The sequence below is a fragment of the Paenirhodobacter ferrireducens genome, assembly GCF_004022265.1.
GTDB classification, from domain to species: Bacteria; Pseudomonadota; Alphaproteobacteria; order Rhodobacterales; family Rhodobacteraceae; genus Rhodobacter; species Rhodobacter ferrireducens.
Genome location: NZ_SAVB01000026.1, coordinates 22,828 through 37,887, shown reverse-complemented (window position 1 = coordinate 37,887; position 15,060 = coordinate 22,828). Strand labels below are relative to the sequence as shown.

At 66.0% G+C, this 15,060-nt stretch carries 10 protein-coding genes, 1 tRNA gene and 1 pseudogene; 5 read left to right on the top strand and 7 right to left on the bottom strand.

The window, feature by feature from the left end:
- Positions 1 to 97: 97 nt before the first annotated feature.
- The 3 genes from EOW65_RS17170 to EOW65_RS17160 are packed head-to-tail and all read left to right on the top strand — an operon-like array spanning position 98 to position 4,753.
- Complete coding sequence (locus tag EOW65_RS17170) at positions 98 to 3,154, top strand: methyl-accepting chemotaxis protein (RefSeq protein ID WP_164880144.1); 3,057 nt, start codon at positions 98 to 100, stop codon at positions 3,152 to 3,154.
- A 28-nt stretch (positions 3,155 to 3,182) separates the two neighbouring features.
- On the top strand, positions 3,183 to 4,220 hold the full coding sequence (cheB, locus tag EOW65_RS17165; protein ID WP_128151534.1) for a chemotaxis-specific protein-glutamate methyltransferase CheB: 1,038 nt from the start codon (positions 3,183 to 3,185) through the stop codon (positions 4,218 to 4,220).
- A 20-nt stretch (positions 4,221 to 4,240) separates the two neighbouring features.
- Positions 4,241 to 4,753 carry a chemotaxis protein CheD gene (locus tag EOW65_RS17160; protein WP_128151601.1) on the top strand — a complete coding sequence of 171 codons (513 nt, stop codon included), beginning with the start codon at positions 4,241 to 4,243 and terminating at the stop codon, positions 4,751 to 4,753.
- 35 nt (positions 4,754 to 4,788) lie between these two features.
- Here EOW65_RS17160 and EOW65_RS17155 read toward each other — a convergent pair whose 3' ends face one another.
- The 5 genes from EOW65_RS17155 to EOW65_RS17135 are packed head-to-tail and all read right to left on the bottom strand — an operon-like array spanning position 4,789 to position 10,281.
- Positions 4,789 to 5,793 carry an ABC transporter ATP-binding protein gene (locus EOW65_RS17155; protein WP_128151532.1) on the bottom strand — a complete coding sequence of 335 codons (1,005 nt, stop codon included), beginning with the start codon at positions 5,791 to 5,793 and terminating at the stop codon, positions 4,789 to 4,791.
- Positions 5,790 to 6,761 (bottom strand): oligopeptide/dipeptide ABC transporter ATP-binding protein, encoded by a 972-nt coding sequence (locus tag EOW65_RS17150; protein ID WP_128151530.1) that lies wholly within the window; start codon positions 6,759 to 6,761, stop codon positions 5,790 to 5,792. Before EOW65_RS17150 ends, EOW65_RS17155 begins: the two co-directional genes overlap by 4 nt.
- Position 6,762: 1 nt before the next feature.
- The gene (locus EOW65_RS17145; RefSeq protein WP_240664766.1) at positions 6,763 to 7,668 is read right to left on the bottom strand and encodes an ABC transporter permease subunit; all 906 of its coding nucleotides are present in this window, start codon (positions 7,666 to 7,668) and stop codon (positions 6,763 to 6,765) included.
- 25 nt (positions 7,669 to 7,693) lie between these two features.
- Positions 7,694 to 8,617, bottom strand: coding sequence for an oligopeptide ABC transporter permease OppB (gene oppB, locus EOW65_RS17140; protein ID WP_128151526.1), 924 nt, complete (start codon positions 8,615 to 8,617; stop codon positions 7,694 to 7,696).
- A gap of 53 nt (positions 8,618 to 8,670) precedes the next feature.
- Entirely contained in the window at positions 8,671 to 10,281 is a 1,611-nt protein-coding gene (locus tag EOW65_RS17135; protein ID WP_128151524.1) for a peptide ABC transporter substrate-binding protein, read from the bottom strand.
- Between the two features lie 246 nt (positions 10,282 to 10,527).
- On the opposite strand from EOW65_RS17135, the gene EOW65_RS17130 reads away from it, so the two are divergent.
- Both EOW65_RS17130 and EOW65_RS17125 read left to right on the top strand, forming a co-directional pair.
- Positions 10,528 to 10,986, top strand: a complete 459-nt coding sequence (locus EOW65_RS17130; RefSeq protein WP_128151522.1) for a GNAT family N-acetyltransferase — start codon at positions 10,528 to 10,530, stop codon at positions 10,984 to 10,986.
- A gap of 52 nt (positions 10,987 to 11,038) precedes the next feature.
- Positions 11,039 to 11,115 (top strand) — tRNA-Arg (locus EOW65_RS17125).
- Between the two features lie 140 nt (positions 11,116 to 11,255).
- Here EOW65_RS17125 and EOW65_RS17120 read toward each other — a convergent pair.
- Complete coding sequence (locus EOW65_RS17120) at positions 11,256 to 13,214, bottom strand: TniQ family protein (protein ID WP_276319611.1); 1,959 nt, start codon at positions 13,212 to 13,214, stop codon at positions 11,256 to 11,258.
- Between the two features lie 108 nt (positions 13,215 to 13,322).
- A pseudogene (locus EOW65_RS17115) lies at positions 13,323 to 14,627 on the bottom strand (IS3 family transposase).
- Positions 14,628 to 15,060: the final 433 nt, after the last annotated feature.

Sequence of the window (15,060 nt, the reverse complement as noted above, 5' to 3'; positions counted from 1 at the left end):
AGGAATCTTCAGCAGTTCCCTCCATCGTCGCTCGCGCGGAGTCCGCGAAATGGTGATCGGCGTGTGCAAGGCTGCGCGCGCCCTCGGAGGCGAAGGCATGAAGGTTCTGAAGGGCATCAAACTTGGTATTCGGCTGCCGCTGATGCTGGTGGCGATCTCGGTGGTGGCGCTCGCCATCATGGGCGTGTCCTCCTATGGGGTGGCGCGCAAGATCCTGACCAGCGAAGGCACCGACAGGCTGCAGCAGAGCCTTGACACGCGGGTCGGCACGCTCGAGGCTTGGGCCGCCGGGCTGACGTCGGACCTGCATGCAACGGCCAGCAATGCCGGCACCGCTCGCTCGCTGCGCGAGTTCAGTGCGGCCTGGGACCGGCTCGGCGAGACGCCGCAGGACGATCTGCGCAAGGCCTTCATCGACGCGAACCCGAACCCGCCGGCCGAGCGCTACAAGCTCGACTATCCGGGCGAAGTGAACGATTACACGATCTTGCACCGGCGCTATCATCCCGGGTTCGTGGCGCTGGCCGAGCAGAAGCACCTGGTTGACATCTATCTCGTCAGTGTCACCGGCAATGTGATCTACTCGCTGGGCAAGCAAGATGATTTTGCCACCAACCTGCGCGAGGGACCGGCCCGCGGCGGTCCGCTGGCGCAGATCGTCGAGGCGGCACAGCAGACGACGGGAGAGGCGCCGGTGGCGTCCGGATTCCTGCGTGACCCGGGGCATCCCGGCACGCCGGGGGTGGTTTTCCTCGCCCGGCCGCTGCGCAGTTCCGAGGGGCTGCTGCTCGGCGTTCTGGTGTTCGAGGCTTCGGCCGATCCGCTCTCGGCGGTGATGGCCGATCCGCGCGCCCTGGGGGAGAGCGGGCAGGGCTATGTCGTCGGCGCCGGCCAGACGCTTGAAAGCGCACTGCGCCGCACCCCGGCCGCCGGCGCGCCGGATCTGCAGACCTCGGCGGTGCGACGGGCGCTGGCGGGCGAGAGCGGGCATGTGATCGAGGCCGGCGTCGACGGCGCCGAGGTGATGGCGGTCTTCGCGCCCTTCACGCTTTTCGGCAAGGCCTATGCCGCCGTGGTCGAACAGAGCACGCAGGAGCTGTTCGAGCCCGCCCGTGCGCTGGCCCGGCGGCTGACGCTGAACGGTGCCTTGCTGCTGGTGCTGCTGGGCGGGCTGTCGGCCTGGATGGCGCGCTCGGTCTCGAAACCGCTCGGCCGGCTCACCGGCACGATCGGCACGATCTCGGAAGGCGTCTATGACGCCGAGGTCCGCGACGGCGAGCGCGGTGATGAGATCGGCGATATCGCCCGGGCGCTGACCGCGCTGCGCGACGACCTGGCCGAGGCCGAGGTCGCACGGCGCGTGGCGGCGGCACAGGGCACAGCCTTCCGCGCCTCTTCGGCGGCGATGATGATGGTGGATGCGGAGTTCAACATCCGCTACGTCAATGAGGCGGTGGTGAAGATGATCCGCTCCCGGATCGAGGACTTCCGCCAGGTGACCCCCGAGATCGACGCCGAGGCGCTGGTCGGCAAGTCGATGGACATGTTCCACCGCAACCCCACCCATGCCCGCGCCATCCTGAGTGACTCGGCGAACCTGCCCTATCGTGCCGAGATCGTCGTCGGCGAAGGGCGCTTCGGTCTCGACATCACCGAGATCACGCAGCCCGAAAAGGGGCGTATCGGCTATGTCGTCGAGTGGCGCGATGTCACCGAGCTGCGGATGAACCGCGCGCTGCTCGCGGCGATCGACGATTACCAGCTGATCTTCGAATTCGCGCCGAGCGGTGAGCTGAGCCGGGTCAACCGGAACCTTGTGACGGCGCTCGGCGTCGAGGCGGAGGCGCTGCTCGGTCTGCCGCACGAGGCGGTGCTCGAGGGGGTCGATGGGCTCGAAGGGTTCTGGCCGCGGCTTGAAAAGCACGAGCCGATCGTCGGGCGGTTCCGGCTCACGGCCCCCGGCGGGCGCAGCCTTCTGGCCGAGGGCAGCGTCACCCCGGTGCCTGACCGCAACGACCGGCTGCTGAAGATCGTTCTGATCGCGAATGACGTGACCGAAGCCCAGGCGGAGTTGCAGCTTGAGCACGAGCGCAACGAGGCGATGCAGGCCGGGCAGAAGCAGGTGGTCGAGGGGCTGCGTGTGGCGTTGCAGCGGCTGGCGACCGGTGATCTGTGCAGCCTGCTCGACGCGGAATTCCCGCCCGAATACGAGCAGCTGCGGCAGGATTTCAACCGCGCGGTGACGACGCTGTCGCAGGCGGTGCAGGTGGTGATCGACAATGCCGCCGAGATCGACGGCGAGGCGCGCGAGATCTCCAATGCCGCCGAGGACCTGAGCAGCCGCACCGAACGCCAGGCCGCGACGCTCGAGGAGACGGCGGCGGCACTCGATCAGCTGACTTCCTCGGTCAGCTCGGCCGCGGCGGGGGTGGGCGAGGCGAACATGGTCGTCGTCCAGGCCCGCGAAAGCGCGGAGAGCTCGGGCCAGATCGTGCAACAGGCGGTGGCGGCGATGGGCGAGATCGAGGAATCCTCGCGCAAGATCTCGCGCATCATCGGGGTGATCGACGACATCGCCTTCCAGACCAACCTGCTGGCGCTGAACGCAGGCGTCGAGGCGGCGCGGGCGGGCGAGGCGGGGCGCGGCTTTGCGGTTGTCGCCTCCGAGGTGCGGGCGCTGGCGCAGCGCTCCTCGGAAGCCGCCCGCGAGATCGACACGCTGATCACCGCCTCGTCGAACCACGTCCGGCGCGGTGTCGATCTGGTGGGCGAGACCGGCAGCGCCTTGCAGCGGATTCTCGGCTCGGTGAATGACATCGCCGCGCGGGTGTCCGAGATCGCCGCCTCGGCGCAGGAACAGTCGGCGGGGCTCGCGGAGATCAACACCGCGATGAACCAGCTCGATCAGGTGACGCAGCACAATGCCGCGATGTTCGAGCAGACCACCGCCGCGAGCCACGCGCTGACCCGCGGGGCGCAGGCGCTGACCGTCACCACCGCGCAGTTCCGCACCGCGGGCAGCGCGGCAAAGCCCGCCCCCGCTGCGGCGCAACCGATCGACCTTGCGCGGCACAAGGCCTCGGTGGCGCGCGCCGCCGCGGCGACGGCTCAGGCGGCCGTCGCGGTCGAGGAGGAGGACTGGGAAGATTTCTGAGCAGCGCCAGACGCGCGGCGCGCCGGGCATGGCCCGGCTGCCGAAACGGGTGCTGATCGTGGACGACTCGCCCACGATCCGCGGCCTGATCCGGGCGGTGCTGCGGCCCGATCCGCGGCTCGAGGTCGTGGGCGACGCCGCCGACCCCTATGAGGCCCGCGAGCTGATCAAGGCGCTGCAGCCCGATGTGCTCACGCTTGATGTCGAGATGCCGCGGATGGATGGCCTCGCCTTCCTCGAAAAGCTGATGCGGCTGCGCCCGCTGCCGGTGGTGATGGTCTCGAGCGAGACGCAGAAGGGGTCGCGCGCAGCGCTCGAGGCGCTGGCACTCGGCGCGGTCGAGTGCATCGGCAAGCCGGTGAGCGGGCGCTTTGCCGCGGCCTTCGGCGACCTGGCAGACCTGCTCGTCGCCGCTGCCGGGGCGCGGTTGCGCCAGCCGGGCCCGAGGCGGCAGGTGAGCCCGGCGACGGGGTTTGACTGGAACGGCCGCCTCGTGCTGATCGGCTCCTCGACCGGCGGCGTCGATGCGCTCGAGACCCTGCTGGCGGGCTATCCGGAAAACTGTCCGCCGACGCTCATCACCCAGCACATGCCCGAGAGTTTCCTGGCGAGTTTCGCAAAGCGGCTGGCCGGGCGGATCGCGCCGCGCATGGCGCTGGCGCGCGAGGGCGAGCCGCTGGTGCAGGGCATGGTGGCGCTGGCACCGGGCGGCGAGACGCATCTCGAACTTGCGCCGGGCCTGCCGCCGCGCTGCCGGCTGCGGCGCGGCGAGAAGGTCGGCGGCTATCGCCCCTCGGTCGACGTGCTCTTTCGTTCGGCGGTGCCGGTCGCCGAGCGGACCGTCGCGGTGCTGCTGACCGGCATGGGCCGCGACGGGGCGGCGGGGATGCTGGCGTTGCGGCAGGGGGGGGCGCGCTGCCTCGCGCAGGATGAGGACAGCTCGGTCGTCTTCGGCATGCCGCGCGCAGCGCTCGAGATCGGGGCGGCGGAACGGGCGGTGGCATTGCCCGAGATGTCGGCTGCGATCCTCGATCTGTGTCGCGCGCCCGACCGACGCCTGGCCTAGGGAGAATGCCGCCCGTGGAAATGCCGGCCCGCCCGATCTACATCTCGCAAGGCGAGTTCGTCGTCGGCGCGGACGAGCGGCCGATCTCGACCATCCTCGGCTCCTGCATCGCTACCTGCCTGTTCGACGAGGATGCGCGGATCGGCGGGATGAACCACTTCCTGCTGCCCGAGGGGCGCGGCGACGCGATCCAGGCCGCAAGCTTCGGCGTCAACGCGATGGAACTGCTCATCAACGCGCTGATCAAGCGCGGCGCGCATCGGCCGAATCTGCGCGCGAAGGTCTTCGGCGGGGCGCGGATGATCGCGGGGCTCTCGGACATCGGGCAGAAGAACGTCGATTTCGTGCTCGATTTCCTCGATCGCGAGGGCATCGCCTGCGTCAGCCGCAGCCTGGGCGGCACCCAGGCCCGGCGGATCGAGTTCTGGCCGATGACCGGACGGGTGCGGCAGCGACTTCTGGGCGAAGCGATGGTGATCCAATGCCCGCCGCCGGTCGCAGCCGGCAACGGGGTCGAGCTTTTCACCGACTGAGGCAGGTGGCCCGACCGGCCCCGATGGCCGCGGCCTCAGCCGATCAGCTCGGCGGCGGGGCCCGGGAAATGGCACAGGGTGTGATGGCGCGCGTCGGAGGTGCATTCCTCGGGCGGGGGGCTGGCGCAGAGCCCCGTCGCGCGCGGACAGCGGGTGCGGAAGACGCAGCCCGAGGGCGGGTGCATCGGGCTGGGCAGTTCGCCGTCCAGCGCGATCACCCGTTTCGTCCTCTCGATCTGCGGGTCGGGGATCGGCACGGCGGAGAGCAACGCCTGCGTGTAGGGGTGGCGCGGGTCGGAGAAGAGCGCCGAAGACGGCGCCTTTTCCATCATCCGCCCGAGGTAGAGCACCATCACCTCGTCCGACAGATGCTTCACCACGCTCAGGTCATGGGCGATGAACAGGATCGTCAGACCGAGGTCACGACGCAGCTCCTCGAGCAGGCCGATCACCTGCGCCTGGATCGAGACGTCGAGCGCCGAGACCGGCTCGTCGCAGATCAGCAGCTTCGGCTCGACCACCAGCGCGCGGGCGATGCCGATGCGCTGGCACTGCCCGCCCGAGAATTCATGCGGATAGCGGTTGATCTGATTGGGCAAAAGGCCCACCCGCTCCATCACCGCACGGACCTTCTCGCGCCGCTCGGTCGCGCCCATCCGCGGCCGGTGGGTGCGCAGCGGCTCGGCGATGATCTCGCCCACCGTCATCCGCGGATCAAGCGAGGCGAGCGGGTCCTGGAAGATCACCTGCATCTCGGCGCGGTAGCGCAGCATCTGCCGCGGCGAGAGGGTGAAGAGGTCGGTGCCGTCCTCCCAGATCACCGAGCCGGTCGCCGGTAACATCCGGATCAGCGCGCGCGCGAGGGTCGACTTGCCGCAGCCCGACTCGCCGACGATGCCGAGGGTCTGGCCGCGCTCGAGGCGGAAGGAGATGCCGTTCACCGCGTGCAGCAGCGCGGGCGGCGTCCAGGGCAGATCGGAAGGGTGGCGGATCTCGAAGCTGACCCGGACGTCGCGGGCCTCGAGCAGGGGGCGGGTCATCGGGTCACCTCGAGGATCGGGCGGTGGCAGGCACGGGCGCGGCCGGGGGCGAAGGGGACGAGCGGCGGCATCGCCGTGCGGCACAGATCGTCGGCCAGCGTGCAGCGCGGCGCGAAGGGGCATCCCACGGGCGCGCCGGTCATGTTCGGCGGGTTGCCGGGGATCGCGTGCAGCGCGCCGCCGGTCGCATCGAGCCGCGGGATCGCGTCCAGAAGGCCCCGGCTGTAGGGATGCGTCGGTTCGGCGAACAGCGGATCGACCGGCGCCTCCTCCATAATCCGCCCGCCATAGAGCACGATCGCGCGTTCGCAAAACCCGGCGACGACACCGAGGTCATGGGTGATGAGGATCGTCGCCATGCCGAAATCGCGCTGCAGATCGGCCAGAAGCGCCATGATCTGGGCCTGCACGGTGACGTCGAGCGCGGTGGTCGGCTCGTCGGCGATCAGCAGGTCGGGATGGCACAGGAGCGACATCGCGATCATCACCCGCTGCCGCATGCCGCCCGAGAACTCGTGCGGGTAGAGCCGCACCCGGTTGCGCGCGTCGGGGATGCGCACCGCGTCGAGCATCTGCACCGCCTCGGCCACCGCGGTGCGATGGTCGAGGCCACGGTGCAGCTCCAGCACCTCGGCCATCTGGTCGGCGATCCGCATATAGGGGTTGAGCGAGGTCATCGGGTCCTGGAACACCATCGCGATGCGGTCGGCGCGCAGCTTGTTCAGCGCGCGCTCGGGCAGGTTCAGGATCTCCTCGCCCTCGAAGCGGACCGAGCCGGTGGCGCGGCCGTTCTTCGCCAGAAGCCCCATGATCGCGAAGCTGAGCTGGCTCTTGCCGGACCCGGATTCGCCGACGATGCCCAGCGTCTCGCCGCGCTCCATCGAGAAGGAGACCTCGTTGACCGCATGCACCGTCCCCTCGGGCGTGTCGAACCGGACGGAGAGGGCGTTCACATCGAGCAGCGCCATGTCAGCGATCCTTCGGGTCGAGCGCGTCGCGCAGCCCGTCGCCGACGAAGAAGAAGCCGAAGAGGGTGGTGACGAAGAAGAGAAGCGGGAAGGCGAGCTGCCACAGCGTGCCATAGGCGATGGTGCCCGAGCCCTCGGAGATCAGCGCGCCGAGCGAGGTCATCGGTTCCTGCACGCCAAGGCCGAGGAAGGAGATGAAGCTTTCGGTCAGGATCATGTTCGGCACCAGAAGCGTGGCGAAGACGGTGACGACGCCGATCAGATTGGGCAGGATGTGGCGGCGGATGATGGTGCGCGCCGGCACGCCGATCGCCCGCGCCGCCTCGATATAGTCGCGGTTCTTCAGCGACAGGGTCTGGCCGCGCACGATCCGGCTCATCTCGAGCCAGGAGATCAGCCCGACGCCGGCGAAGAGCATGGTGATCGAGCGGCCATACATCACCAGCAGCAGGATCAGCACGAACATGTAGGGGATGGCCAGCAGGATATCGACGGTGCGCATCATCAGGTTGTCGATGCGGCCGCCGAAATAGCCTGCGGTCGCCCCCCAGAGCGTGCCGACGACGACCGCGATCGCCGAGCCGATGATGCCGACGGCGAGGCTGATCTGCGTGCCCTGAACGGTGCGCGCAAAAAGGTCGCGGCCAAGGTCGTCGGTGCCGAAGTAATGGCCGGTCTCGAGAGAGGGACCGCCCAGCTCGGCCGCCTGTCCCATCACGGCAAAGTCGATCTCGTCATTGCTCCAGCGCGCGAGGCTGTTGCCGAAGAGCGCGAAGAACACGACGAAGACAAGGAGCAGAAGGCCGAAGAGCGCCGCCTTGTTGCGCAGGAAGCGGCGCCGCGCATCGGCCCAGAGCGAGCGGCCGGCGATGTCCTCGCGCGCGGTGGCGGCGGCGAGGGACTGCATTTTCTGGCTGTCGATGACCATGGGCTCAATACCGGATCTTCGGGTCGATCCATCCGTAGATGATGTCGACGACGAGGTTGAAGAGGATGGTGAGGGCGCCGACGAGGATGGTGATCCCCATCATCACCGCATAGTCGCGGTTCAGCGCGCTGTCGACGAAGGCCTTGCCGATGCCGCCGGTCGAGAAATAGATGTCGACGATGACCGAGCCGGTGATCATCGCCACGAAGGCGGGCCCGAGATAGGAGATCACCGGCAGCAGGGCGGGTTTCAGCGCGTGGCGCAGCACGATGCGCAGGCCCGACAGGCCCTTCGCCCGCGCCGTGCGGATGTGGTTCGAGGTCAGCACCTCGAGCATCGACGAGCGCATGATCCGCGCGATCGAGGCCATGTAGGAGGTCGAGAGGGCGATCACCGGCATCACCCAGAAATGCGGGTCGTTGAAGCGCCAGCCGCCGCCCGGCAGCCAGTGCAGGGCGAGGGTGAAGACCAGCACGAGGATCGGCGCCATCACGAAATTCGGCAGTACCTGCGCGCCGATCGACAGGCCCACGGCGAAATAGTCGATCACCGTGTTGTGGCGCACCGCGGCGATGGCGCCGAGCGTGACGCCCACCAGAACCGCGACGAGGAAGGACAGGAAACCATAGGTCAGCGTCACCGGGAATCCCTGCGCGATGATGTCGTTCACCGAGCGGTCCTTGTAGACGAAGGAGGGGCCGAAATCGAAGGCGCTGACGATGCCCCAGACATAGGAGGTGATCTGCCGCCACAGCGGCTGGTCGAGCCCGTATTTGGCGTTCAGGTTCGCCAGCACCTCGGGCGGCAGGCCGCGCTCCTGGGTGAAGGGGCCGCCCGGCGCCGCGTGCATCAGCAGGAAGGACAGGACGATGAGCAGCAGGAGCGTCGGGATCGCGATGGCCAGACGCTTGAGGATGTAGACGATCATGCGGAAAGTCCGGTGGCTGGGTGCGGGGACGGGCCCCGCACCCGGGCTGCGGTTTACTTGGCGACGCGGTACAGGTCCTTGCCGTACCAGGTCTGCATCACGTTCTCGGTCGGCAGGCCCTTGATGTCGGCCTTCACCATGTCGACCTTGGCATAGTGATAGATCGGCAGGAGCGGCATCTGATCCGCCAGGATCTGCTCGGCCTCGGTGTAGAGCGGCTGCGGATCGGCCGCGGTCTTCGACTCCTTCAGGATCCGGTCATAGTCGGCGTTCAGGAACTTGCCGTTGTTGTGGCCCGAGTAGGAGGTGAAGAAGTCGAGATAGGTCGAGGCCTCGTTGTAGTCGCCGCACCAGGCATAGCGCGCAAGGTCGAAGTCCTGGTTCTGCATCTTGTCGGTGTGCACCTTCCACTCCATGTTGTTGAGCGTCAGCGCCACGCCGAGCGGCTTCCAGAACTGCTGCACCGCGATCGCGATCTTCTTGTGGTCGTCCGAGGTGTTGTAGTTCAGCGTCAGCTTCAGCGGATGGTCAGGGCCATAGCCCGCCTCTGCGAGCAGTTCCTTCGCCTTCTCGGTGCGCTCCTTCTGGGTCCAGTGCGCATAGTCGATATCGGGCATCTTGAAGCCCGCGGTCGCCCAGTGGGTCCAGTTGTAGGCGGGCTTCTGGCCGCCCTGCAGCACGTTGTCGACGATCACGTCACGGTTGATCGCATAGGACAGCGCCTTGCGCACCCGCACGTCCTTCAGCGCCTCGGGCCCCTTGTCGGACAGGTTCACCAGATAGGTGTAGCTGCACGAATAGGGCGAGGAGATCGCCTGATCGGGATATTCCTTCTTCAGCCGCGGATATTGCCCGGCGGGGATCTCGACCCGGTCGAGCTCGCCCGCGAGATAGCGCGTCAGCGCGGCATTCTTGTCGTTGATCGTCAGCGCGGTCAGATGGGTCATCACGGTGTGCTCGGCATCCCAGTAGGTCGGCGCCTTGTCCATCTCGATGCGCTCGCCCAGCAGGTGCTGGCTCAGCACATAGGCGCCGTTGCCGACGAGATTGCCGGGCTTGGTCCAGTCCTGGCCGTATTTCGCGATCACATCCTCGCGCACCGGGAAGGTCGAGCCATGCACCAGCATCTGCGGGAAATAGGGCAGCGGCGTCTCGATCGTCACCTCGAGCGTGTGGTCATCGACCGCCTTCACTCCCAGCTCCTCGACCGGCTTCTCGCCCGCGGTGATCGCCGCGGCGTTCTTCACCTGCATCAGCTCCATGTACCAGGCGTATTCCGAGGCGGTCTTCGGATCGGCGAGGCGGCGCCAGGCATAGACGAAATCCTGCGCTGTCACCGGCTTGCCGTCGGACCATTTCGCCTCGGGGCGCAGGTGGAAGGTATAGACTGTCTTGTCGTCCGAAAGGTCGAACCCCGTCGCCACACCCGGCACCAGCTCGCCCTTTGGTCCCTCGTTGTAGAGCCCCTCGAAGAGGTTGCGCAGGATGTCCGACCCCTCGACATCAGTGTTGATCTGCGGGTCCATCGACTTGATCGCGTCGAGCAGCCAGAAGGTATAGCTCTGGTTGGCGGCAAGTTTCGTCCCCTCGGGGACGGTCGCCGCGATTCCTGCGGGGGCGGCGGCGAGAAGAGCGAGGGCGGAAATGGCGACAGAAAGCTTCATGAATCCTCCGGGATGGGCGCGGGGCGGAAATGACGATGCGCCGCGCGGGATCGGGTGAGGGATGCTAGCCGCCGTCGGCTGCCCGCGGCAAGGGGGCTGGCCGGGAGTGACGCTACGGCCGCGCGGATCTTCGCCCGGTGCGCAATGGCGCGGCACGCGACGGCGCATTGCCCGTCTTCCCTTCGCCTGCCGAAGCGGCGAGAATGGCTGTGGCAGAGGCGACGGATCGCCGCGGGGAGGAGAGACATGATCACCATCACGCTGGAACACCCGGTGCAGGAGGAGCTGGCGCTGCTGCACGCGCGCCATACCGAGGCGATGCACGCCGACACCCCGCCCGGGTCGATCCACATGCTGCCCGCCGACGCGCTCGCCGCGCCGGGCATCCTGTTTTACGTGATGCGCGAGGAGGGGCGGCCCATCGGCATGGGGGCGCTGAAGCGCATCGACGCAGCCCATGCCGAGATCAAGTCGATGCATGTGCTCTATGAGCTGCGCGGGCGGGGGCTGGCGCGGATGCTGCTCGGCCATCTGGTGACCGAGGCGCGGGCGGCGGGGTATTCGCGGCTCAGCCTAGAGACCGGTTCGCAGGACAGCTTCGCCCCGGCGCGTGGGCTCTACCTTGCCGCGGGCTTCGAGACCTGCCCGCCCTTCGAGGGCTACCGGCTTGATCCGATGAGCGTTTACATGACGATTGCGCTTTGAGCCCGAGCGGGCTTGCACGCGCGCGCCGCTTCGCGCAAAACGGGGGGCGTGCGGCCCCATAGCTCAACTGGATAGAGCAAGCGCCTTCTAAGCGCTAGGTTCCGGGTTCAAGTCCTGGTGGGGTCGCCAATCTTTCCGCTGCCGATGCACCATAAGCTTGCACGAAATGGCGATTTTCCATGCACACCCCTGTCAAGAGACTTGGGATGCGATGTTGAAGATTTCTTCCAGCGCACTGAGATAAAACGGTGTTTCAGTATGACCCTTGTCTAGAGGTCATTTTTTCCCTGAGTTTTCAAGAGGGTCACAACCGGCTCAACAACGTTCCGAAGATAGACCGGTCCGACATCCAGGCCGTTCGGTCGGAACGGTTGGATCCCCTCGCTCTGCAGAACGGCCCGGATCGTGTTGCGATGCGCACCGGTTTCGGCGGACAGAAGGGTCGGTGTGGTATAGCTCGCCTCAAACGCAGAGATGTGGTCGTGGCTCATGCGCCATTCCTGACGCCGGGTCGTGGGATTCACAACCAGCATCGCAGACGTGTGACCACCTTCGATCAGAGCCAGGAATTGACCTTTCCCCCGAATCCCCGCCGACCGGGCGAAGGCCGCTGCGGTCACCTCTGCCTTGTTGGTCGACGGCTTGCGCTGCGGAGCGGACTTCGCCTTGAACGCTGCAACTTCAGTGATTTCCACCACAAGCCCGTGGTACCCGGACACATCAGGACGCTGACCAAGGTGCAGAGAACCCGTCCGAATGGCCGCAATGATCTCGCCGACAGGAAGGTCCAGCCGCTTGTGAACGAGTTGGATCGTCTCCCACCCTGGCTCCTCTGCGGCAACCGGCTGCGCATAGGCCTCCAACTCCTCAAGAAGAGCTTGGCCATCCGCAATCCGCCAGGGCGATTTGATCGTGGCGATGTTGGTTCTCGGGACGAGGATACCGTCAGCCTTCAACCCTTTCAATTCGGCTAGCGTTGCGCCGATTGCCCGTCGCAGCGCGCTTGGGCCGACCAATGTCGGGATTTCATCCAGAATGTGCTGCCAGGCCTTCGCGTCAAAGGTCTTGCGAGCATCGGCACGCGCGTCACTGGGCGCAAACGCGCCCGCCTCTGTCAAGAAATCATTAAGAACAGCCGGGCCGATTCCGGTTTCCTTGGATGCTGATGTAAGAGAGTGGAGACGCCGCTCTGTCACGGCCTGCCCTAGAAGGTCATCACCTGGGGCCAAAGGCCATATTTCCAGAAAATAATCACGAAGGATCCCGCGAAATACCGCAAAGGCATCGTCATCAAGGTAGATGCTATTAAGGTGATTAAAGAGCGGACCCAATTCGCCCTGCGTCACGATGTGGCCCCCGTCCTGTGATCGCATAAGGATGTCCAGAGCCGCTCGGATCCCATCAGGGCCTTGCGACACGAAGGCAAAGCCCGTGGCCTTGGCGCGCCGATCGTCCGGAACCTCGCCCTGTTTGCGCAGCAAGGCTGCACCAATGAACTCACAGAGTGTGATCGCCGGAAACACTGGCTGTGAGGCCAGCCATGTGTCGTCGGCAGCGATACCCTGCGATAGACGCTTATCGAGCCAAAGGTCATAGTCGGTAGGATCAATGCGCACGCAGTCGAATGATCCTGTTCGCAGGTCTGGCAGGATTTCCGCCAATCTCGCTCCTATATTATCCCGTTCGATGGGGCGCGAGCTAGACCACAAGGGAACCAGCGGATGGCGGTGCTGGTGGCAAATATCAACACCTCTGCAGAGCCAGTCCCCCCGCAAGGCAATGTGCCGCAACGGATGGGGCTGATCGGCTGCTTGCTCACGCATGCAGTGTGGGCAGCCCCGGACTATCGGGTTTCGTAGGGCCCGCGAGACGAAGACTTCCTTCCGAAACCGCATCCGAACGTCTCCGATGCGTTCACCTGTCCAGGAGAGCAGCTCGGTGAGCTGCGTGGACGACAATCCTGCGCGTTCTGCAAAAATCGCGACGGCCTCTTCGTCCTGCTCCAGGATACGCCGAAAGGTGATACCGAGATCGAGGGCGAAGTTGACGGCGTCGGTTCCATTCAGGATTGCCATGCGCGAAAACAGCGACGGGAGCGTCTCGCGGTCAACCGGCTCCACCGTAAGGGCAAGTCTCCGCAGCAAATACACCTCCTGTGTTCTCAAACGCCCTATGTGTTTGGATATGCGGTTCCATAGCCGTTTCGGGATCGGAAGCGAAGTCGCCATTCGCTGCAGGCGCAGCACGGCAGACGCAAAAATCAGCGATAGCTGCAGGTCGGCGACGGCTCCCAAGGGGCAGCGAAGCGTAGAAGGCGCTGCTGTGACCCCCGACATTCATCCAGCTGATGCCAGAGTCCGCGGTTGAGTTTGGCGCGGTTGCCCCGCGGGAGCAATGGGCGAGCGGCGGAACGTTTCCGTTGCGTGGAGCCGGTCGCCCATTGCGGTGAGTTGGGCTGCGAAAGCGGCGGGGGGCTGGTAACCGAGGGCGGAGTGCGGTCGGTCGGCGTTGTCGTCCGCCACCCAGTCCGCGACGACGGCGCGGGCGTGGTCAAGCCCGTGAAACAGCGTCTCGTTCAAGAGCTCGTCCCGCATCTTCGAGTTGAAGGCCTCGCAGATCCCGTGTCTCGCATCGGCTGGCCGGGCGCGATGAAATGCCTGGACACGCCCGCCTCCTCGGTCCAGGCCAGCATCGCGTTCGAGGTGAACTCGGTGCCGTGATCGCTGACGATCAAGCCCGGCTTGCCACGTCGCGCGATCACCGCTGAGATCTCCCGCGCCCCCGACGACCCGAGATCGAGGTGTCCACCACGGCGGCCAGGCATTCCTTGGTCACATCGTCGATCACGTTGAAGAATGAGCCATTGTGGCGCCATTGGTCCGAGCCCAATGGCGAATGAAACGCCGGCCGTTGGCAAACTGATCATGCACAAAATCGACCGACCACCGCGCCTTCGGCACCGCGACGGTCAGCAGTGGCGCCCGTGTCCCGGTTGCCTTCTTGCGCCCCCGTCGCTTGCGCACCGACAAACCCTCCTCGCGGTAGAGCCGCTGGGTCTTCTTGCGGTTCATCACCAGTCCCTCTCGTCTCAGCAGCACATGCAGCCGCCGATAGCCGAACCGACGTCGTTCGCCGGCCAGCGCCCGCATGCGCTCGCGCAGCCCGGCGTCGTCGGGTCGGCGACTGCGGTAGCGGACCGACGTCCGGTCCGCCCCGATAACGGAACACGCCGTTGTTCGCTACAAACTGTCCCCCGGACTGTTTGCCTCACGCTCCAACCTCGCTCATCTCGTGGACCTCCACGAGGATCGCGACGGCCTCGCGCCTGGCGGCGGGCGTTACCATTTTTTTGAGAGCAGATCCTTCAACGCGGCCTGGTCGAGCAGGGCATCTGCCAACAGGCGCTTCAACTTCGAGTTGTTCGCCCGTTCTCTCGAACCGGTGGCGCTCACGGGCTCACTCCTCGAGCGCCTTCAACCGCTTCGCGTCCGAGACCTCAATGCCCCAAACTTCGCTTTCCAGGCGTAAAAAGTCGAGGTGCTGATCCCGTGCCGACGGCAGAGATCAGCGGTCTTCGCCCCCGCCTCGGCCTCTCTCAGGATGCCGATGATCTGGGCTTCGTTGAACTTCGATGGCTTCATGTCCGGTCCTCTCATTGGGTCGGATTCTAGCATCAACTGGAGGAACTATCGGGGGTCACAGCAATGGGTATGTGCAGAGCAGTCCAGGGAGGTGGGGCGATCCGAGGGGGGAGAGCGCAACTTCTGTTGTCGGAAGGTGGATATCAATCGATATTGGGGTTCCCGATCCTTCTGATGCTGCATTGCCCAAGTGGGCAGGGTATGCGGCGATTGTTGGAGCGGCTGTAGCGATCGACTGGATCTATTCCGAAGCTAGGGGGAACTCAGACCCGGAGACTTTTCCAAAAGTGAACCCCGGGCGGGATTGCGATGGGAATTGCAATCCTTGCCCGCAGGGACATAGGTGGCACGTAAAAAACCGGGGCATGGGCATGATAATGGATATTGGCATGAGATCAGGTATCACCAAAACCCAGAGACGTGTGAGTTCTTT